Genomic DNA, 21,188 nt, shown 5'->3' with positions numbered 1-21,188 from the left:
TTCGGACGGAAACGCTCGCTAACCGAACTATTATGCTCGTCACCCTCGTGGTTTGGAGACACATGACGACTTCTACTCACTCACAAGGGCGCCTTCTCCGGAAGTGTCTGTAATGCCGATGCCTCTCTCATCTGTGTCTGCGAGGTGGATCCTCGAGGCTGGGACGACGATGGACTTCGACCTCTCTGAGGCCGATGCCGAGCGATTCGCTCAGAGGATATCCGACGAGATCCATGGGTACGAGACGTTAGATACCCTCTCCCAACCCGACGCGGACGAATCACTCTCGATACGCGATGTCGACGAGCACGACGACCCACACAACGCCTACATCACCAGTTTCACCACCGAGGGTGGCGACGGCCCCCTACGAGGCGTAGACGTCGCCGTCAAGGACAACCTCGCCGTCGCTGGAGTGCCGATGACGTGCGGGTCACGAGTCTTCGAAGGCGTCGTCCCCCGTCGCAATGCGACCGTCGTCGCCCGTCTCGTAGATGCTGGTGCTCGACTCGTGGGCAAGACGAACATGGACGAACTCGCCTACGGCCCGACGAGCGAAACGAGCGCGTTTGGTGTCGTAACGAACCCGGCAGACGACGAACGGGTTGCGGGCGGGTCGTCTTCGGGGAGCGCTGCTGCCGTCGCCGAAGGCTCGGCAGACCTCGCCATCGGAAGCGACACCGGTGGGTCCGTCCGTATTCCCGCGTCGTTCTGTGGCGTGGTCGGCTTCAAACCTTCATGGGGGGCAGTTCCGCGAGACGGGTTCGTTGATTTAGCACCTACGCTCGACCACATCGGGACCCTCGCACCCGACGTCGAGACGACTGCTCTCGGGTTCGATGTAATCGGTGGCTACGACGCCCGGGACCCGTCTTCGGCACTCGCACGAGATATTCCAGTCGGCTCGTGTGCAGACGGACTGACCGACGTTCCCGACCCCGAGGAGCTCTCGTTCGGGGTGCCTGCCGAACTCCTGAGTACACACGTATCAGACCACGTCAGAGAACGATTCGAAGAGACGATTGCGACGCTGGAGAGCTCGGGTGCAACGGTCGAGTCAGTCCGATTGCCGACCGTCGACGATGCCGTGTTCGTCTGGAATGCTGTGACCAACGTCGAGTTTGCTGCGGCACTGCGCCGAACGGGACTCCCACTCGAACGGCCTGGGCCGTTCGACCTCTCTCGACTCGACGCAGCCGCTGGGAGACAAGCTACTGCTGGCGTCGGATTCGGCGACATCGTCCGAGAACGTGCACTGGTCGGTGCGGTCCTTCTCGACAGGTACGACGGCCGCCACTACATCCGCGCGCGGAACGTCTGTTCGACTCTCGCCGACGAGTTCGCTGACGCGCTCTACGGCCACGACGCTCTCGTCGCACCGACGATGCCGGTCGTCGCACCGAAAATCGGCGAACGCAAACCACATAGTTACGACTCGGACGACGGACTCGATGTCCCGCTCGCCTACAACACACGTCCAGCGAATCTCGCGGGCGTCCCGGCTGTGACGGTCCCAGACGGTTCCGATGGACTCCCGGTTGGTGTCCAGTTCCTGGCCGGACGGTACGAGGATGCTCACCTCCTCCGCGTCGCTCGTTCGTTCGAGAAGATACGAGACGCGTAAGCGGACGTCCCCATCCACTTTGGACGACGTGTGGTATGATTACGTTTCGATAGCCGTCACGAACTGCCCGTCGGCATCGAACTCGAGACGGAAGACCAACGACGTATCGACGAACTCGACCGGAAACAACCTGTCTACGACACACTCGAACGAGACTGGTCTCGGGAGGTGTATGGGATTCCAGAGTAACTGACTGGACTGGAGGTGAGGGTACAAAATCAAACAGTGGCAGTAATGTTACACTGTCTTCCGAGTGAGCTTCCGACTGGCTTCGGTGATTGGGAACCCCAACTCGGGTGGATCCATCGTCGAAACAGTAACATCGCGGAAGCGAAGAAACCGAGTCGCGGTTCGCTGCTTTAGTTTAGGTAGTCGGCAGATTCGTCGGTTCCGTCGAACAAGTGAACGTCGGATCCATCTACCGCGGACGATGGCTGGTCAGTCGACGATGGCGACGGCGCGGATAGGCGATCCGGAGCCATCCTCGATTTTGAGAGGAAGGGTAATCAACAGGGAAAACGGTGGCAGTGCGTCTAGGGCCGTGAGGTTTTCTACGATGTACGTCTCGTTCCCCAGTAGTTCGTAGTGTGCCGGGAACGACTCGTCGTGTGCCACGTCGATTGCGGCGGTATCACAGCCGACGAGGGCGACGCCAGTGTCAGTGAGATATTCCGCTGCTTCTCCGGAGAGTCCTGGCCAGTCGGCCATGTACTGGGTGCCGGCAGAGCCAGGAGCCCAGTGGCGGTCCCAGCTAAACCGGAAGAGGACGCGGTCACCCTCCCTGAGGTCCCCATGTTCTGCTTCCCATTGTTTGATGCGTTCGACAGGGACTGTGGTATTTCGCTCAATATCGGCGACGTCGATTGTGGCCGCTCGACCGATTAATTTTTCCAGTTCGATGGACGCGATATCGTAGTGTGCGTCGCCCTCTGCGATGAAGTGGAGCGGTGCGTCGATGTGCGTTCCGGTGTGTTCACCGAGTGTCAATCGGTAATGGCAGGCGACATCCCCCCGTTCGTAGGACTCATAGAGTGTGTGACTGTAACGCGCGTGGGTAGGAACGACGGGCATTCCTTCTTCGAGCGTTTGGGAGAGGTCAATGACTTCACCATCTGCAAGCGCGCTGAGCGCGTCCACCGGTCCGTCTTCGTAGCTCATCGTCGTCCCCCATTCGAGTGTACGGTTCGTTTTCTATTCGGTTCGGTGTGTTGTGTAAATAGCTGTGTCATTGGTTTCGTCCGGTTGTTAGTACGCTATCTCTGGTTCGAAGTGTCCCCGATTGGTCGGGCGTGCCACGTCCGACCGGTCGGGAGGATGCTTGATGGATTATTTCACGATGTCGATCTTGTCACGGTCCATCGACATCGCAACAGCGAGGATGACGACGAACCCGAGGATGATCTCCTGAACGAACGACTGGATACCAAGGAGGTTCATGCCGTTCGTCAGTACGCCGATGACGAGGACGCCGAGAATTGTCCTGTGCGGACCGCCGACGCCGCCGGTCAGCGCGGTACCGCCCATCACGATGGCCGCGATGGACTGTAGGAGCAGACCGCTGCCCATGCCCGGTGTCGCCGAGGAGATGCGTGCGGTCAGCAGGACACCAGCAAGGCCACAGAGCGTCCCGGAGACGACGAACGCGCCGATCTTGTACCGGTCGACATTCACGCCCGAGAAGTCAGCGACCCGTTCGTTCTCTCCGAGGGCGTACGTGTAGCGCCCGAATGTCGTCTTCCACGCCATCAGCGACACCAACACGTAAACGAGCAGGCCCCAGACGACGAGGTTCGGAACCTGTGGGATGGTGTTGCCGATGGCAATCTGCCGGATGCCGGACGCGTTAAATGGCACCGAGTAGCCGCCGGTCATCAACAGGGCCGACCCACTGAAGATGGATAGCGAACCGAGCGTTACGAGGAAAGAGGGAATCTTCCCCTTCGCGAACACGACGCCGTTCAGCACGCCGACGCCCGTGCCTGCGAGGACGCCAAGCAGGAGAGCGAGCATACCGAGTTGGTAGTCGTTGATAAGTATCGCCGTGATGACACCCGACAGCGAGACGATCGATTCGACCGACAGGTCGATGCTCTGCTGGAGGATGGGGAAGGTACCGGCCAAGGCGACGAACAGCAGAATCATGCTGTTCATCATCACGTTCCCGACCAGGTTGTCGTAGGTCAGAAACACTTCTGACGTGGCCGTGAAGATTGCTATCAATATCAATAGCATCAGGAACGGACCCAAGTCTACGAGGAGGTCTGTGGCCGAGCGGTTCTTTCGATACTCTCCGAGCCAATCGGCAACTGGATTGCCTGAGGTTTCTTCTGTCATTTTAGATCATTTTTCTGATTAGTTCCGACTCCATCGGTTTATCTCCGGGTGGTGAGTCGACGACGTCGACCAACTCGCCCTCGTGCATCACGCCAATGCGGTTGCTCATCCCGATGAGTTCGGGGAGTTCGTCCGCGATGAAGACCATCGAGACACCGTCGTCGGCGAGTTGGCGGAGTATGCGGTACACCTCCTCTTTGGCGCCGACGTCGATACCGCGTGTCACGTTGTCCATCACGAGGACCGAAACCTCGCGTTGGAGGTTCTTTCCGAGGACGACTTTCTGCTGGTTGCCGCCGCTGAGATTGATGAGCGGTGACTCAATGCTGGGCGTCTTGACGTTGAGCCGCTCAACGATGTCCTCTGCCATCTCATCTTCCTTCTCAAAGTCGATGAGCCAAGGGACAGTTCCCAACCCAGGCACGTGATCGGCGACGAGGTCAGTACCGATACTCGGCAACGAAACGTTGACTCGCAACGGCTGGTAGAGCAACGTTCCCTCAGACTGGCGTTCTTTAGGGACGTAGCCGATACCCTGGTTGACCATCCGGTGGACGGAACCCGTCTCGACGGTGGTACCGTCGATGGCGAGTTCGCCCGTGTCCGCGGCGTCTACCCCGCTGAGCACGCGGCCGAGGGCGCTCTTCCCGCTTCCCATCACGCCACAGATCCCGAATATCTCGCCCTCGCGGACGTCGAAAGAGACGTCCTCGAAGTGTCCCTCGTTGCCGAGATTCGACACTGTGAGGGCTACTTCGCTGTTCTCGACGTCGCGCTGGTCGGAGGCCTGGTAGTACTCTTCCGAAACCTCGCGGCCGACCATGCTCTGTTGGAGCTTGTCCTCAGTGGCGTTTTCCTGCTCGAAATGGTTGACGATTTTGCCGTCTCGAAGGACGTAGATGCGGTCGCTGATCTCGAGGACTTCGTCGAGTTCGTGAGATACGAACACGAACGAGGCCTGGTCTCGGAGGTCCTCGATACGGTCGAACAACAGGTCACGGCCGTCCTCCTCGAGGCCCGCAGTCGGCTCGTCAAGCAGTATTATCGGGTGGTCGGTGTGGACCGTCTCGGTGAACGCCTTCGCGATGCTCAGCATCTGCCGGTCGCTGAACGAGTAGTTCGCGACACGTTTCTCGAGGTCCAGATCGATACCGAGTGAGTTCAAAATCTCTGCACCCTCGCGTTTGAGGGTGTCAGAATCGAGGACGCCAGCGGTCGAGTAGTCCGGGAATTGCTCCAGGAACAGGTTCTCGTAGCCTGATAGGTTCGGGATGACGTTGTGTTCCTGGTGGACGATAGCGACGCCCTGATGGGATGCCATCCGAGGGTTCGTGATTGACACTCTGTCCCCGTCGACGTAGATGTGGCCCTGGTCTTGCTGGTAGATTCCACTGAGGATGTTCAGCAGGGTGCTTTTACCCGCGCCGTTCTCACCCACGAGTCCTACTACTTCACCGGTCCGTAACTCGAGGTTGACGTTGTCCAGTGCGACGACGTTGGTGAACTCTTTCCGGATGTTTTCGACTCGGAAACGGACCATCGAGTCCGAATTTTGCGCGGCGTGCTCGACTGAATCGACGTTTGAACTCATCGAATGACTCTGAGCGCCCCGGCTTTGGACGTTGATTGTGCGGTGTTCATTCTTTGTTCGATGTCACTGGTGACAGTAGGGTTATAGGTACGGATTTTTCCCATTCTGATTTCGTTGCTTGTAGTCCTCGTCAACTTGGTTGAAGAGGGCCTCGTCGTCGTAGGCATCCGGAATCTGCAGGTTGCTAGGCTTGTTGTCCTCCGTCCACTTGAGTTGCTCCCACTCGGACTTCCGAATGGGGACAATGCGGTGCTGGGGGTCCCAGTCGTCCCCACTTTCGTGGACGGACATCGCCTTCCAGTCGTACGGGGAGTGCCCGTCGCTGTAAGCGACGGACATGTACTTCTCCGGCGTGGCAAAGCGGGTGTCGAGGTCACTGAACTTCGACTGGTCCAGTTCCGGGTTGAGAACTGTCAATGTCCGCACCCACAGCATACGCTCCGGAACCTTGGGCCGCCAGCCGTGGAGCCAGTCCCACGCCTTGGCGACAGCCCAACCGCCCTGCCAGAACGGGGGTGCTGCTTGCTCTTGGACCTGGTATGGTTCACCGGAGTCCGGCCCGTTATTGCGGATGTACTCGATGTTCGAGAGCGCGCCATCGAACCCGGTGAACGGAATCGCCATGTCGTTCTCGGAGAGAATCGACGCCGCACCGAGACCGAGTGTGCCGTTGTTGCAGTAGACGCCGTCGATGTCGTCGCCGTAGTTCGAGACGAACGCTGACATCACTTCGCGTCCTTTCTTGCGGGTCCACCCACCGGAGTACTGGTGGGCGAGGACGTTGATATCGGGATATTCTTCTGCGGCCTGCTTGAACCCCTCGTAGCGATAGGACCCGATGTGTCCCTTCGGGCCGAGGATGACGACGACGTTCCCCGAGCCACCCATCTCCTCGAAAAGGATTTTGGCGGGAATCGCTCCGGCGTGGAACGTCTCCGGAATCTGGTACTGGACGAATTCCGGACCCACAGAAGATGGCACCAGCCATTTGCCCATCGACCAATACTCAAAGAATGGGACGCCGTTGTCCACAGCAGTCTCTGCGAGCGATCGAACACCCGAGTCACTCGGTGCGGTGGCGGCTATCATATCCGCGCCGCTGGTAATCGCTCCTTCAATCTGTGATATCTGCTTGCTCAGTTGACCACCATGGTCCTGTGCGCTCGCAGAAAGGCCGAAGTCCTCGGCCGCCTCCTTCATCCCGTTGAGGAATGCCTTCCAGAGGTCTATCTTGAGACTGTCAGGGGACATGAACGCCTTGTCTATCGTCTCACTGTAGCCGTTGTCGTCCCCACTTTCTGCCGTTGATTCTGTTGGTGTATCGGTTCCACCGTTACCTGCCCCGTTGTCAGAGCCGCCAGTACACCCAGCGAGAGAAGTTATCGTTGTCGCGCCAACCACCCCACCGACAGCCTTCAGGTATCGGCGACGTTGTTGGTTGGTTCCCTCGACTCTGCTATGGTTTACCATATGCAAGAATTCGGTTTGTATCCACCTCACAAAAGCCTTATGGTTGTTGATTATATTACACGATAGTGGGTGTGAGACATCTGATGAAGTGGGGCTATTCGCACACCGTTGCATTTGAGTAACGTTTTCGTCCCTCGTCGTCCACTACAACGTATGGTAGTTCCAGAAACGTTCTCGCACATCGGTCTCCGTACGGTTGATGTCGCTAACACAGTTGCTTCCCTAGAAGACCTCTTAGGGGTCAACGTCATGGACCAGGGCCGAATCAAAAAGGGTGACTGGGAACGTGACGTTCAGTACGCTGCTCTCGAACTCGCCGACAAGACAGTTTTCGTCGTTCACCCCACACCCTACGAGGCCGCAGGACTTGTCGAGCCTCTCGAACCCGGTATTGCTCACTACGGAGTCGAGGTCGACAACATAGATACCGCACTCGAGGACTGGAATGACGACGAGATTCTCATGGAGCCATTCGAACTCGATGAAACACGGTACGCCTTCTGCAGTGGTCCCGATAATACACGAATCGAACTCGTCGAGTCGCCCACGGGCTGAGCTTGGCAATAATTGATGCCACGTCCTCTCCATGACGTCTATAGTGGACGACAGTCTAGACGCCGTACTCAACTCTCGTATTCTTCACGCGTGCACGCAGGTTTGATTACTACCGTCCCGTCGGGTGTGGGGGGTCGTCTTGCTCTCGACCGATGTTAACATCGTTAGTACCCTGCACAGTTGGACGGAGTTCGAGTTATTAACCGCCGAATCCGTGCCTTTCGCCGAACTCGGCCGACCAGAAGCGAGTTGCCAGTTGTAATTTCAACGATGGGACGATGGTGGAACGACACCGGTTGAATCCAGATCGACACGGTCACCGATACGCACAATTTCGAGACTGCGGGGGTACTCGAAAGATGCCGCGTCTTCGTGTAGGGACTTCGGGTCGTCGAGCACGCCTTTCCACATATCGTAGTGAGAAGGCAGGAAGCGGTCAAGTTGGAGCGCGTTCGCCGCCTCGACAGACTCGCTCGTCGTCATGTACCACTTCGTGGAACGGGTTTCGTTTTCAGCCTCGTGGTAGACCCGCCCAACCGTACCAATCGCGAGAACGCCGAGGTCGATATCGAACTCGTCGCCGATAGCCTCGAATTCAGCAGCTGGTTTGCTATCACCGCCGTGGAAGAATGTTCCCGTGTCGTGCTCGATGACGTATGATACGGGTTCGATGGCGTCACTGTCGTTAGCACCACGGACGTGCACTTTAAAATCACCAACTGTGAATGAGTCACCCGCGGCAATAACCTCCCGCTGGTCTTCGTTGACACGCAGGTCACCATGGTAGTCGGCTGACTCGTAGCAAGCACTTGGCGCGTAGAGCATCCCGCCATCGTCGAGCAACGGGCCGTAAGATGGTGGGTGCATATGGTCGATGTGTTCATGTGTAGTGAGGACACCGTCACACTCCGTTGCGTCGATAGGGTTCATGGGTACCGGAATCATCCGAACGAGCCCCGGTGGGCTGGCATCAGCGAAATAAGGGTCGATGTAGAGTGTAGTCGTCGCAGAACGAACGACGAAGCCGTTGCAACCGAGGTACCATATCGAGACGCCATCTGGGGAAGTCTGTTCGATTTCGCTGACGAGCCAGTCGCCCCACGTCGAATGTATCGTGTCTTCTGTCATAGCTAGAATCGACTCGTTCGGATGAGATACCCCGTACGAGTTTGAATCTTTCGGGAGTATATAATGATTGATATGTTTGTATCCGGATACCAATAGGAACGCGTTTCGGTGAGCACGAAGGCGCGCCGTGGTAGTGACCGACCCTGAGTAGAGTTTCGTTTCTGTAAGACTATCCCAGAGATTATCGCACCAGAACGGGCGTCGATGGAGCGGCTCATTCTCTGCAAATCGTTTCGGAGTTTCTAAAGAATGACAATCCCTAAGTTAGTGTCATCACCGAATGAGTCGGAAGGTCGTGAGGGTGGATGCAGATTGGAGACAAGTCACCACCTCGTAGAACAACGGTCTCGAAGGACAGAGTGACGGATTTTCTGAACTGCAATCTGGCGAAGGCAGAAACGCTCCAAAAAACTCAGTGTGCGACACGAGTGAACGAGTTTGCGATAGTTCAGATTGTATCGAACATAGAATTACAAGCATAATTGTGTAATTCTAATTGAGCCGAATCGATTTTTGTGCAACGATAGTGAACAAACATGTATAGAGTTCTGGCCATGTGGAGATACCACAGTATCGGTTCGCTTCGGAATCCGGACAACAACGTCAACGTCCCGGTGTCTTCGTTGAGCTGTTTCACCGCATCCACGCTCTCGTACGCGAGGTCTAGCGTCGTGTCGCCGGGGGGTCCCTCGCGCTGGCCGAGGAGGGTCGCAATTTCGGCGAACCGGTCGGGTTCAGACGGAACGTCATACTCCATAACGTGAGGGAGGAGTACCGCATTTGCTAACCCGCGGCCGATACCGTGTTCGACGACGAGTGGATAGGTCAACGCGTGAACCGCGCCGAGGCCTGAATTTACGAACGCCTGACCCGCGAGCGTCGCCGCGGCGAAACACATATTGTAGCGTGCTTGGTCGTTGGCCGCGCCTTGGTGAACTGCCTGCCGGAGATTCGATCCAGTTAGCGTCTTTCGACGCTGTTAGGAATTGTGGGACACGTCCCAACTAAGCGGCTTCGTGAAGGCTGATTCTAAGGACTGGGTTGTTCGTAGTTAGCGCAGATATGAAACATTCCCTGAATTTTTGATTAGCTCGTTGTCGTGCATGGACAATGAGTTTAAGCGGCATCTGACGAAAACGGAGAATCAAACAGGCAAACCTTATGTCGCTATATAGAATCTTCGACACGGGTGGCTCCCGAGCATCGGAGGCTAGGCTAATTGCGAGTCGAATCCCCCCGTTCGAAGGCGAGACTCCGGCGAAGTGCTCGATTCCTCCCCAGTCCGAACGGTGGCGTCTCGACCGACGGCTACCCCGAGCCGTCACCGAGCCCCAGTTCGTCGTGGAATACCGACGTGAGGCGGTCGACCGTCCAGCCGTTTTCGTTTATCGCGGTTCGCTCGATCTCGGGCTCCGAGAGGACGCTGACGGAGTCGCCGACGGCGCGTATCGTCCGGCCGGTGATACCGGCCGCGTCGTCGCTCATCAGCGCGGCGACGACCGGCGCGATTTTCTCCGCCGACTTCGACTCGTCGTCGAGGAGACCCTCGGTCATCCGCGTGTACGCGATGGGCAACAGGGCGTTCACTCTGACGTTCGACGCGGCGAGTTCCCGTGCCGCCGTCCGCGTGAGTCCGAGGATGCCCGCCTTCGCCGCTCCGTAGTTCGCCTGTCCGACGTTTCCGAGCGCCGACGGACTCGTGACGCTCACGAAGGACCGCTCCGACGCGAGCCCGCCTTCGGTCTCCTCGTCGCGGTCGCGCCAGTGGCGAGCGAGGTTCCGGAGGAGCGAGAAGTGGCCGCGCAGATGAACGTGAATCACGGCGTCCCACTCCTCACCCGTCATGTTCGTGAGATACGAGTCGCGGAGGATGCCGGCGTAGTTGACCGCCCCGTCGATTCGCCCGTACGCTTCGAGGGTGTCCTCGATGAGGGTCTCCGTGTACTCCAGGCTGGTTATGTCGCCGACGTGCGCCATCGCCTCGCCGCCGTCGGCTTCGATTGCTTCGGCGGTCGTCGCGGCTGGGTCTTCCGCGGTGCCCTCGCCCGCGAGCGACGTTCCGAGGTCGGTGACGACGACTGTCGCACCGTTCGCGGCCAACTCCTCAGCAGTGGCTCGACCGAGGTCGCCGCCACCGCCGGCGACGACGTACACGTTTCCGTCGAGAAGGTTCGTCATTCGTACTGTTCTGTACTATCGACCCTTATAAGATATACGGGTGTCTCGCCCCGCTTTCGACCCGTCGTTGCCTCTCGGGCGTTGGGTGCGACCGCGAACGCGACTGGGTATCTCGCGTCTCGACCCAAACGAATATACATTGATGTATACATTATATAATTATTCAATATGAACCTTCGTGTATGTTCGTTACTGTCTATGTCCGTTACGTGCATAGAGTTGTAATGGTGTGTGTCAGAATCTGTCTGTTATTGCGACTGTATACGTTTGTGTATACTCACTCGATTCGCGGTGTTCCGGCTCAGTAGGGCAGGAAGCGGGCACCGAGAACAGTCTATGCGATGCTATCGGTCGGCACACACCAATTCCCACAGTCCTCGCCGACGGCGTGACGGCGGGACGGTGGAATGCGGGGCGGCCGTGAGTACGGCGGCGCTCCGTCAGAGGAGTTCGCGGGCGATGATGTTCTTCTGTATCTCGTTCGTGCCCTCGTATATCTTCGTGATGCGGGCGTCACGGTAGTACTTCTCGACTAAGTTGTCCTCGACGTACCCCGGTCCGCCGTGTACCTGAACGGCTTCGTCAGCGACCTCGACGGCCCGTTCGCTGGCGAACTGCTTCGCCATACTCGCGAGCTTCATCGCGTCGTCGTCCCCGCGGTCGCCCGCGGAGGCGGCGCGATAGGTCAGCGACCGAGCGGCCTCGACCGCAGAGCCCATCTCCGCAATCTTGTGTTGGATGGCTTGATACTCCTTAATCGGTTTTTCACCCTGCGTGCGCGAGTTCGCGTAGTCGGTCGCCGCATCGAGGGCCGCCTGCGCGACTCCGACCGCCTGTGCGGCCACGTTGACCCGCTCGGTCTCGAAGAACTCGAGCAGGTGATAGAAGCCCCGGTCGACCTCTCCGACGACGTTCTCCTTCGGAATCCGGACGTCGTCGAGCTCGATTCCCGCGACGTCCGCCGCGCGAATCCCCAACTTGCCGGTGATGGGTGTCGCCTCGAACCCGTCACGGTCCGTCGGCACGAGGAACGCGGTCAACCCCCGATGCTCGGCGTCTTGGGTCGTCCGAGCGATGATGATCGCGACGTCGGCGACGGACGCGCCGGTAATCCACTTTTTCTTCCCGGTGAGCGTCCACTCGTCGCCGTCGCGCTCGGCGCGGGTTTGAATGCCCGCCATGTCGGAGCCGTAGTCCGGTTCGGTAAGCGCCATGCACGTTCCGACTTCGCCGGCGGTTATCCGCGGGAGCCACGTTTCGCACAGCTGTTCGTCGGCTTGGTCCAACAGGAGCGTCGAGCCGAAGCTTCGCGCCTGAATCGCCAGTCCGATACCGGGGTCCGCCCGCCAGAGCTCCTCTGTGTAAATCGCCATCTCCAGCGGGTCGAGGCCGAGCCCGCCGTACTCCGAGGGGACGTTCGCCCCGACGAGTCCCGATTTGGCCGCCTCGGCGATGATGTCGTCCGGATACTCGGCGGTTCGGTCGTACTCCCGTGCGACGGGCGCAATCGCTTCTTCGCCGAACGCGCGCACGCGTTCTCGAATCTCGTCGTGCGACTCGGTCAATTCGTAAGCCATTATCTCAATTTTAGAATACAGTGGTAAGTATTCTTCGACAATTCTCTGACAACGTTAATACTTTCTGCCGCTGGACTGACCGGAGAGATTTTACCCGCCGCGTGCGACTGAGTGTCGTGTGAAGCACCATAACACGCCGATACACGTCGAACACGTGGGCATCGCCGTCGAATCGGTCCGAGACGCGGAACCGGTTCTCGTCGCGCTCGGCTGTCAGAAACTGCTCGACGACACCGTCGACGACCAGTTCCGGTGGGCGTACTACCGACTCGGGGACGGCTCCCGTCTCGAACTGATCGAACCGACCGGAGCGGACTCGTTTCTCACGAACTATCTCGACGCCAACGGTCCGGGCCTCCACCACGTGACCTTGGAAGTCGCGGACATCGGGGCCGTCGTCGAAGCGATGGAGGCGAACGGGTTCTCAGTCGTCGATTACGAGCGCCGCGACGAGTGGTCCGAGGCGTTCGTCTCGCCTCGGAACCCGACGGGAACTCTGTTCCAACTCATGGAGTACCACGACGCCTACGAGCGTAACCGTCCGCACCCCCCGGAAGAGCTGTTCGTTGCCGGCTCCCGACTCAGCGCTTCCGACGAAGACTGACCGACGCTCACTTCGCGGACCCAGTCGGCGAGACCACCGCGCCGGCGAGCGGTTTCGCTCACCGAATGGGACACACTGGTAACAACAACCGGAAGATTAATTTAAATTGTGTAGAATTACTATCTGTAGGCGTAACAAGAGATAGCACACACGAATTCGGACGTCCGCGGGCCACGGCCCTCTCGACGCCGCGTCGACCGCGTACGAACTCGCAATCGGTGCGCACCAGACATATGCAAAAACCACTACTCACTACGGACTTCTTGGAACGGGCTGTCAAACTATACGGGGACGAGGTCGGTGTGGTCGCCGACGACGGGACAGAGTTCACGTACGCCGAACTCGGTGAGCGCATCAACCGCCTCTCGAACGCGCTTCGGGAGTGGGGCGTCGAGAAAGGCGACCGCGTCGCCCTCCTGTCGCCGAACTCCCACTACTTCATCGAGACGCTCTACGCGTCGATGCAGTTGGGGGCGCTGTACGTCCCGTTGAACTTCCGACTCCAGCCCGAGGAGTACGACTACCTCGTCAATGACTGCGAACCGACCGTCCTCATCGCCGATTACGACTACGCCGAGAAACTCCAACACCTGAAAGAGGCCGGCGACACCAGCGTCGAGCAGTGGGTGGCGTACGACGCCGACAGCGTCGAAGGCGAGTGGCACGACTACGAGACGGTTCTCGACGGGGCGTCCGCCGAACAGCCCCCGACCCCGGACCTCCGCGAGGACGACGACGCGACGATTCTCTACACGAGCGGCACGACCGGTGACCCGAAAGGCGTCGTTCACACGCACCGAATACAGCACTATCACGCGCTCATCCACGCCCACCACACGGAACTCGAAGACAACGACACGATGCTGTGGACCTCGCCGATGTTCCACATCAACGGCTGGGGTCACATCTACGGGCTGACCGGCATCGGCGGGAAGCACGTCATCCTCCGCGACTTCGACCCCGCCAAAGTCTTCGACCGAATCGAAGAATACGACGTCTCGTTCCTCGGTGGGGCACCGACCGTGCTCAACATGCTGTTGGAGTACTACGAAGACGCCGACGTGCCCACGCGCGGCGACCTCCCCGTCCGCGTGGAGACCGCGGCGAGCCCCCCGCCGAAAAAGACGATTCGACGAACGGAGGACGAACTCGGCTGGCGTATCATCCACGCCTACGGTGCCACGGAGACGGGCCCCATCATCACGACCAGCAACTCGAAACGCAAGATTGCGAAGGGCGACAAATACAGCATCATCAACAAGCCCGGCTTCGCCACGCTCAACACCGATATTCGGGTCGTCGACACGGACGGCCAAGACGTCCCGCTCGACGACCGGACGAAAGGTGAGGTCGTCGTTCGCGGCAATCAGGTGCTGGACCGGTACTGGAACAAGCCCGACGCCACCGACGAGGCGTTCAACGACCGCGTCGAGGGCTGGTTCCACACCGGCGACATCGCGACGATGGACGAAAACCGCATGATTACGATCGTCGACCGGAAGAAAGACATCATCATCTCCGGCGGCGAGAACATCTCCAGCATCGAAGTGCAGGACACCATCTACGACCACCCGGACGTGTCTCGCGCCGCGGTCATCGCGGTTCCGCACGAGAAGTGGGGCGAGACGCCGAAGGCGCTCGTCGTCACGCGCGAGGGGTCGGACCTGACCGAAGAGGGCCTCATCGAGTTCTGTCGCGAGCGACTGGCGCACTACAAGTGCCCGACCGTCGTGGAGTTCAGAGACAACCTTCCGGAGACGTCGACGGGCAAGATTCAGAAGTTCGAGCTTCGACAGGAACACTGGCAGGAGGAGGAACGAGGCGTGAACTGACGTGCCGCTCGTCTCGACGCCGGACGCGCGGTTCGACGGCCTTCCGGGGTACGACTACCCGGTCCGGCGCGTCTCGGTCGGCGACCCCGAGATGGCCTACGTCGACGTCGCCGGCGACGGGGCGGAGACGTTTCTCTGCCTCCACGGCGAGCCGACGTGGGGATATCTGTACCGCGGGCTGGTCGACCGCCTCGCGGACCGCGGGCGAGTCATCGTTCCGGACGCCATCGGCTTCGGCCGGTCGGACAAGTACACCGAACGCGACGAGTACGATTTTCGGCTCCACTACGACGCGCTCGTGTCGTTTCTCGAAGCGCTCGACCTCACCGACGTCACCCTCCTCTGTCAGGACTGGGGCGGCGCCATCGGGCTGACCGCCGCGGCGAACCACCCCGAGCGCTTCGCCCGCCTCGTTCCGATGAACACCGACCTCCCGTCGGGTGACCAGACGATGTCTCCGGAGTGGCACCGCTTTCACGAGTTCGTCGAATCGACCGACGAACTCGACGTCGGACGACTCGTTCGGAACGGCACGAAACGCGGTCTCTCAGACGCCGAGGCGGCCGCGTACGACGCCCCCTATCGAAGCGATTCCGAGAAGGCGGGTGCCTGTGGCCGGACCTCGTCCCTCGTCGCGGGGGCGGTGACGGCTCGGCGCTGACCGCCGCCGCCCGCGACGCCCTGAGCGAGTGGCGGAAGCCGGCGTTTGTCCTCTTTTCGGACGGCGACCCGATTACTCACTACGCGCGGGACGAACTCCGCGACCTGCTTCCAACGGCCGGTCGCCAGCCCGACGTTTGGCTCTCCGACGCCGGACACTACCTTCAGGAAGACGCCCCCGAGGAACTCGCCGACGCCGTCGTCGCGTTCGTCGACCGAACGTAGACTGGACTGCACGGAGACCGACCCGGCGGGGACGCTTCGAGTCGAACTCGGCGTTAAAACAAGCCTCGTGACCTTCGTCGCCCCGACTGCCCCGACCGTCCCGACCGACGACCGGGAGATTCGACCGCCCGCTAGACGGGCGTGAACCGATAGAAGACCCGGTCTTGGTCGGTCGGGCCGTCTATCTCGACGATTTTGAGCCGGACCGCGCTCCCGATTTCGAGGTCCTCGTACGACGCGTCGTCGACCCGCGCCGAGAGTCGAATCGGGCCGAGGTCGACGACGCCGGCGACGAACGGCGTGTCCCCGTTCATCCCGATTGCGGACGTTCCGCGCACCTCGGTAAAGGAGTACATCTCGCCTTCGTGCGGGAGGTCGACGTATTCGAGGTCGTCGCTCGTACACTCGGGACAGACGATACGCGGCGGGAAGTGTAGCTCGCCGCACTCCCGACACTCCGTGGTCGTGAACCGGCCGTCGCGGAGGTTCTCGTAGAACTCGTGAATCTGCGTGTGTTCGGGGTCCTGTAGCTCGTAGAAATCGAGGAGTCGCGGCAGTTCGATTTCGGTCGGAATCGAGACGGTCTCCCGCGGCACGTCGCCGCCGTCTGGCAGTACGGTCTCGTCGTTCGATTGGTGGTCGCTCATTGTGGGTCCCTCGCGAGCGTCATGACGCTGTGCACTGAGCCGCTCCCGCTGAGGTTGTGAATCAGCCCCGTCTCCGGGTCGCCCGCGACGGCGCGGGCGGACGGCACCGCGCCGGCGAACTGGCGGTAGATTTCCAGTGCCTGCGAGACGCCGGTCGCACCGAGCGGGTGTCCACAGCCGAGCAGTCCGCCGCGGGGGTTGACCGCGACGTCGCCGTCCAGTTGACTCCGCCCGTCTTCGACGAACTGCCCGCCCTCTCCGGGCTCGCAGAAGCCGAGTTGTTCGTACTCGATTATCTCGCTAATCGAAAAGCAGTCGTGGACTTCCGCGACGTCGATGTCCCGAAGCGGGTCGTCGATGCCGGCCTGTTCGTAGGCCTCCTGCGAGGCCTCGCGGGCCTGCGGCCACGTCGTCATCGACGGGAGGTTGTTGATGGAGTTCCCCGCCATACAGGACTGGCCGCTTCCAGTGATGTACGCGGCGGTCTCGGCCCCGAGTTCGTCGGCCTTCTCCTCGCTGACGAGCAGGAGTCCGGTCGCGCCGTCGGTAATCCCACTGCAGTCGAGCAGGTTCAGCGGGGGCGCAATCGGATACGAATCGAGCACGTCGTCGACATCGACCCTCTTTCTGTACTGCGCGAAGTCGGTCTCGGCGGCGTGGTTTTTGTTCTTGACGCTCACCATCGCGAGCTGTTCGCGCGTCGTCCCGTGTTCGTGCATGTGCCGCTGTGCGAACTGCGCGAAGTGGGACGGCCCGTTGAGCCCGTTGACGCCGTCGAACTCCCTGTCGAGGACGTTCGTCATGTTCGACTGCATCTCGGGCATGTACTCCTTTCCGAGGTTCATCTTCTCGACGCCGAGGACGAGCGCGACGTCCAGTTGCCCCGCGGCAATCGCCAGCCACGCGTATCGGAGCGCGGCCTGCCCGCTGGCGCACGCCAGCTCCGTCCGCGCAATCATCTTGTTGGCGTTGATGCCCAGCAGTTCCGCGGTGAGCGGGGCGACGTGGCTCTGGAACGCGAATCGCTCGGGCTGGACGGCGCCGACGAACAGTCCCTCGACGTCGTCCGGTTCGATGCCGTCGACATCGTCGAAAGTCGCCTTGCCGGCCTCCTGCGCGAGGTCTTTCCACGTCGCGTCGCGTGCGCCCCACTCGGTCGTGCCACCGCCGACGATGGCCGCGTTCTGCGGCATCGTCAGTCCTCGAAGTTCGGCTGGCGGTCGTTTCGGAACGCCTGGACGCCCTCTACGACGTCGTCGGTGCTGGTGAGGAGTCCGAACCCTTGGCTCTCCAACTTCAGTCCGGCGTCGAGGCTGGCGTCCTGTCCCTCGTTTATGACCTGCTTTGCGACCTTGAGCGCCGTCTTCGGCCCGGCCGCGATGTCGTCGACGAACGCGTCGACGGTGTCGTCGAACTCGTCGGGCGAGACGGCTCGGTTGACAATCCCCCAGTCGGCGGCCTGCTCGGCCGGGATGTGGTTCCCGCGGAAGACCAGTTCCTTCGCGCGCGGCTCCCCGACGAGCCGGGTGAGTCGCTGGGTGCCGCCGCCGCCGGGAATCAACCCGAGGTCGATTTCCGGGCTCCCGAACGTCGAGTTCTCGGTCGCAATCCGAATGTCGCACGCCAGCATGAGTTCGAGGCCGGCGCCGAGACAGAAGCCGTCGATTGCCGCGACCGTCGGTCGGTCGAAGTTGTAGATGCGCTCGATGGACTGCTCGACGTCCATAATCTCGGTCGGGGCGTTGGTGAGAAAGCCCGTGATGTCCGCGCCGGCCGAGAACGCGCGGTCGCCGGCCCCGGTGAACACCACGCACGAGACCTCGTCGGTGTCCGCGGTCGACAGCGCGCGGTCGACCTCGGCGAACATCTCTTCGGAGAACGAGTTCAGGCGCTCGGTGCGGTCGAACTCGATGGAGAGCACGCCCCGTTCGTCGAGGTCGACGTTGAGGAACTGATACGGCCACTCCCCCGTGTAGTCGTAGAACCCCTTGCCGGCGACCTCGCCGGTGTCGCCGTTTTCGACGAGCTCTCGGAGGTGCTCGGCGGGCCGATACCGCTCCGCTCCGGTCGCTTCGTGAAGCGATTCGAGCTTTTCGAGCACGGCGTCGAGACCGATTTTGTCGCCGACACGGCAGGTCCCGAGCGGGAACCGTCCACCGAGGCGGACGCCGAGGTCGATGTCCTCCGGCGTGGCGACGCCGCCCCCGACCAACTTGGCGGCTTCGTTTATCATCCGCGCTTCGATGCGGAGGGTGTCGAACTCGCCGGCGTCGTCGGGACCGTACGTCGGTCCGTCGCCGTCGTCGTACTCGTAGAAGCCCGACCCCGTCTTCCGGCCGAGCGTCTCACCTTCGACCATCTCCGCAATCGGCGGGGGCACGTCGAACGCGGAACTGTCGATGAAGTCGTACCCGATGTCGATACCGCTGTAATCGTTGAGTTCGAACGGACCCATCGGATAGCCGCGCTGGAAGACCATCGCCGCGTCCGCCTGTTCGACCGTACACGCGCCCTCGTCGAGCATCCACGCCGCCTCTCCCATGAACGGGACGAGCACGTTGTTCACGACGAATCCGTGGACGTCTTTCCTGACGTCTATCGGCGTCTTCCCGATGGACTCGACGTAGGTGTGCATCGCTTCGACCGTCTCCTCGCTCGTCTGTTCGCCGTGGACGACCTCGACGAGCGACATCTTCACCGGCGGGTTGAAGTAGTGCGTCCCGACGACCTGTTCGGGTCGGTCGGTGGAGTTCGCCATCTCCGTTATCGAGAGCCCCGACGTGTTGCTCGCGAGAATCGCGTGGTCGGGCGCGTACCGGTCGACTTCCGAGAACGTCTCGCGCTTCAGTTCCATCTTCTCCGGAACCGCCTCGACGACGAGATCCGCGTCCTCGACCGCGCGTTCGAGGTCCACGAACCCGCTGACGCGGGAGAAGACGTCCTCCGCCGATTCGTCGATCTGTCGCTTCTCGGCGAGCTTTTCGAGACTCCACTCGATGCTCTCGAGTCCGTTGTCCACGAACTCCTGTTCGATGTCTCGGAGTGAGACCTCGTACCCGGCAATCGCGGCCACCTCTGCGATGCCGTGGCCCATACTGCCGGCTCCGAGGACTGCGACTCGCTCTATGTCGTTCTCGTGCATCATCTATACTGTACTTAACCCGCCTATTCAATGTTGCGGGAAGAATACATACTGTTAGCTCTACTCCGATTCGATAGTACGATAGATGCGGATATGCGATGTATAACACACATTGGAAATCACGCTACCGAAACCGGGGACACTCGCCGCGGGCCATCCCACCGAAACCGTCGGTATCTCGGACTGTCGTGCGACGGTCGGTCCTCGACGTGCTCAACCTTCCCGACCCCGATGCGACACCGCGTCCGCGCGAGAGCGACTGTACAGTCTACGCCGAGGAGGCTTTCAACTGTTAACCTCGTCCGAATATTCCTAACCATCGAAAAGGATATAACTCCGTGATTCAAGTACTGATTGGACCATGAGATCATTTAGCAGACGGGAGTTCGTCAAAGTAGCCGGGGCAGGAGCGGCCGTCGCGTCTTCGGGGCTCGCAGGGTGTACCGGCACCGGCGGTTCGGGCGGCGGCGGTGGCGGCATCGGCGAGGAGATTACGATTGCGTGTCCGACGGCGCTGAGCGGGGCGTTTGCCCCGTATGGGGAGGCGGAACGAGACGGGGGGATGCTCGCCGCCCGACATCTGGAAGAGGAGTTCGACGTCTCCATCGAGATCATCACCGGCGACTCCGCCGCCGACCCGAACGAGGCGGTGAGTCAAATCGAGGGGATGGTCGTCGACGACGGCGCACACATGGCGTTCGGCGGCGTCAGTTCCGCGGTCGGCATCGCCGTCGGGGCGTGGGGGTCGGAGAACCAGGTCCCCGTCTGCGTGCACGGCGGGTCCGACGATATCACGGGCTCGCAGTGTGCGCCGTATATGTTCAGCACGTACATGTCGAATACAATGCAGTTGGGGCCGGTCGCGCCGGCGATGGCCGACCTCGAAGACGACTGGTACATCCTGTACTCGGACTACACCTGGGGGCAGACGGCCTTCGAGGCCTACTCCGAGGCGCTCGAAGCCGAGGGGGCCAACGTCGTCGGCAGTCAGGCGGTCCCGTTCCCCACACAGGAGTACAACCCTTACCTCAACAGCGCGGCGAACTCCGACGCCGGCGGCATCGCGTTACTCGTCGCGGGGTTAGACCAGCGGGCCTCGACCAGTCAGATACTCAGCCGCGAGATGCAGGACGACTACTCGTTTATGATGCACCAGACCGAAGACGTCGGGCTCTGGGGCATCGACCCGGAGGCCGCGGCGCTCTTGGACGTGAACAGTCAGGGCTGGAGCCCGTCGCTCGACGTCCCGGAAGACTGGCTCCAAGAGGTCGGCGAGATTTCGGACCACGACCCGTTCGTCCGTCACTACATGGGGTACGTCTCCGTGGACCAACTCGTCCGCGCCGCGGTTCGCGCGGACTCTCTCGAAGGCGCGGCCATCCGAGACGAACTCTCCGGACACGAGGTCGAAAACCAGACCATTTACGACCTCCAGCCCTCCGCTGACACCATCTACTGGCGCGAGGGCGACCACCAGTTGGTCCAGCCGACCCACATGACGTCCGGTCGTCCGGTCGAAGAACAGCAGAACGACCCGAACAAGGTCTGGTTCGACGTCGCGGACACGATGAGCGGAGACGACGCGTCGCCCGAACCGAGCGACGAGTGTGAGCTCTAACTG

16 protein-coding genes and 1 pseudogene are annotated in these 21,188 nt (G+C 60.8%); 6 read left to right on the top strand and 11 right to left on the bottom strand.

The features are described from left to right. Positions 1-169: 169 nt before the first annotated feature. Positions 170-1,624: an amidase gene (locus IEV64_RS15740; RefSeq protein WP_188424370.1), complete on the top strand. Its 1,455-nt coding sequence runs from the start codon at positions 170-172 to the stop codon at positions 1,622-1,624. A 438-nt stretch (positions 1,625-2,062) separates the two neighbouring features. On the opposite strand, the gene IEV64_RS15735 is transcribed toward IEV64_RS15740, so the two are convergent. From IEV64_RS15735 to IEV64_RS15720, 4 genes are all read right to left on the bottom strand, one after another. Continuing rightward, positions 2,063-2,782, bottom strand: a complete 720-nt coding sequence (locus IEV64_RS15735) for a cyclase family protein (RefSeq protein WP_188424369.1) — start codon at positions 2,780-2,782, stop codon at positions 2,063-2,065. Positions 2,783-2,950: 168 nt separating this feature from the next. Then, positions 2,951-3,856: an ABC transporter permease gene (locus IEV64_RS15730; RefSeq protein WP_007276382.1), complete on the bottom strand. Its 906-nt coding sequence runs from the start codon at positions 3,854-3,856 to the stop codon at positions 2,951-2,953. A gap of 103 nt (positions 3,857-3,959) precedes the next feature. Further along, positions 3,960-5,498 carry a sugar ABC transporter ATP-binding protein gene (locus IEV64_RS15725; protein WP_007276381.1) on the bottom strand — a complete coding sequence of 513 codons (1,539 nt, stop codon included), beginning with the start codon at positions 5,496-5,498 and terminating at the stop codon, positions 3,960-3,962. 132 nt (positions 5,499-5,630) lie between these two features. After that, entirely contained in the window at positions 5,631-7,019 is a 1,389-nt protein-coding gene (locus IEV64_RS15720; protein WP_229722693.1) for a sugar ABC transporter substrate-binding protein, read from the bottom strand. 153 nt (positions 7,020-7,172) lie between these two features. Here IEV64_RS15720 and IEV64_RS15715 point away from each other — a divergent pair, with 153 nt between their 5' ends. Then, positions 7,173-7,574, top strand: coding sequence for a VOC family protein (locus IEV64_RS15715; RefSeq protein WP_007276379.1), 402 nt, complete (start codon positions 7,173-7,175; stop codon positions 7,572-7,574). Between the two features lie 264 nt (positions 7,575-7,838). Here IEV64_RS15715 and IEV64_RS15710 read toward each other — a convergent pair whose 3' ends face one another. The 4 genes and pseudogenes from IEV64_RS15710 to IEV64_RS15695 form a co-directional block, all read right to left on the bottom strand. After that, complete coding sequence (locus tag IEV64_RS15710; protein ID WP_007276378.1) at positions 7,839-8,702, bottom strand: MBL fold metallo-hydrolase; 864 nt, start codon at positions 8,700-8,702, stop codon at positions 7,839-7,841. Between the two features lie 448 nt (positions 8,703-9,150). Continuing rightward, positions 9,151-9,648 (bottom strand): annotated as a pseudogene (locus tag IEV64_RS15705) (hypothetical protein); the annotation flags it as partial. A 362-nt stretch (positions 9,649-10,010) separates the two neighbouring features. Next, positions 10,011-10,880, bottom strand: a complete 870-nt coding sequence (locus IEV64_RS15700; RefSeq protein WP_007276376.1) for an SDR family oxidoreductase — start codon at positions 10,878-10,880, stop codon at positions 10,011-10,013. A 440-nt stretch (positions 10,881-11,320) separates the two neighbouring features. Next, the gene (locus tag IEV64_RS15695; protein ID WP_188424368.1) at positions 11,321-12,457 is read right to left on the bottom strand and encodes an acyl-CoA dehydrogenase family protein; all 1,137 of its coding nucleotides are present in this window, start codon (positions 12,455-12,457) and stop codon (positions 11,321-11,323) included. Positions 12,458-12,575: 118 nt separating this feature from the next. Here IEV64_RS15695 and IEV64_RS15690 point away from each other — a divergent pair, with 118 nt between their 5' ends. The 3 genes from IEV64_RS15690 (at position 12,576) to IEV64_RS15680 (ending at position 15,554) form a co-directional block, all read left to right on the top strand. After that, entirely contained in the window at positions 12,576-13,061 is a 486-nt protein-coding gene (locus IEV64_RS15690) for a VOC family protein (protein WP_188424367.1), read from the top strand. Positions 13,062-13,294: 233 nt separating this feature from the next. Next, a complete protein-coding gene (locus tag IEV64_RS15685; RefSeq protein WP_188424366.1) occupies positions 13,295-14,893 on the top strand; it encodes a long-chain-fatty-acid--CoA ligase in 1,599 nt (532 codons plus the stop codon). A gap of 1 nt (position 14,894) precedes the next feature. Continuing rightward, positions 14,895-15,554, top strand: coding sequence for an alpha/beta fold hydrolase (locus tag IEV64_RS15680; RefSeq protein ID WP_229722692.1), 660 nt, complete (start codon positions 14,895-14,897; stop codon positions 15,552-15,554). A gap of 355 nt (positions 15,555-15,909) precedes the next feature. Here the strand turns inward: IEV64_RS15680 and IEV64_RS15675 are convergent, their stop codons facing one another. Genes IEV64_RS15675 through IEV64_RS15665 form a run of 3 tightly spaced genes read right to left on the bottom strand, consistent with a single transcriptional unit; the run spans position 15,910 to position 19,567 of the window. After that, a complete protein-coding gene (locus IEV64_RS15675) occupies positions 15,910-16,425 on the bottom strand; it encodes a Zn-ribbon domain-containing OB-fold protein (RefSeq protein WP_188424365.1) in 516 nt (171 codons plus the stop codon). Further along, a complete protein-coding gene (locus tag IEV64_RS15670; protein WP_007276370.1) occupies positions 16,422-17,618 on the bottom strand; it encodes a thiolase family protein in 1,197 nt (398 codons plus the stop codon). Before IEV64_RS15670 ends, IEV64_RS15675 begins: the two co-directional genes overlap by 4 nt. Before the next feature lie 2 nt (positions 17,619-17,620). Then, on the bottom strand, positions 17,621-19,567 hold the full coding sequence (locus IEV64_RS15665) for a 3-hydroxyacyl-CoA dehydrogenase/enoyl-CoA hydratase family protein (RefSeq protein ID WP_188424364.1): 1,947 nt from the start codon (positions 19,565-19,567) through the stop codon (positions 17,621-17,623). A gap of 361 nt (positions 19,568-19,928) precedes the next feature. On the opposite strand from IEV64_RS15665, the gene IEV64_RS15660 reads away from it, so the two are divergent. Continuing rightward, positions 19,929-21,185: an ABC transporter substrate-binding protein gene (locus IEV64_RS15660; RefSeq protein ID WP_188424363.1), complete on the top strand. Its 1,257-nt coding sequence runs from the start codon at positions 19,929-19,931 to the stop codon at positions 21,183-21,185. Positions 21,186-21,188: the final 3 nt, after the last annotated feature.

The organism is Haloferax sulfurifontis (assembly GCF_014635105.1).
Taxonomy (GTDB): domain Archaea; phylum Halobacteriota; class Halobacteria; order Halobacteriales; family Haloferacaceae; genus Haloferax; species Haloferax denitrificans.
Note: the sequence above shows the minus strand (reverse complement) of the source record. Positions and strands in the feature narration are given on the sequence as shown.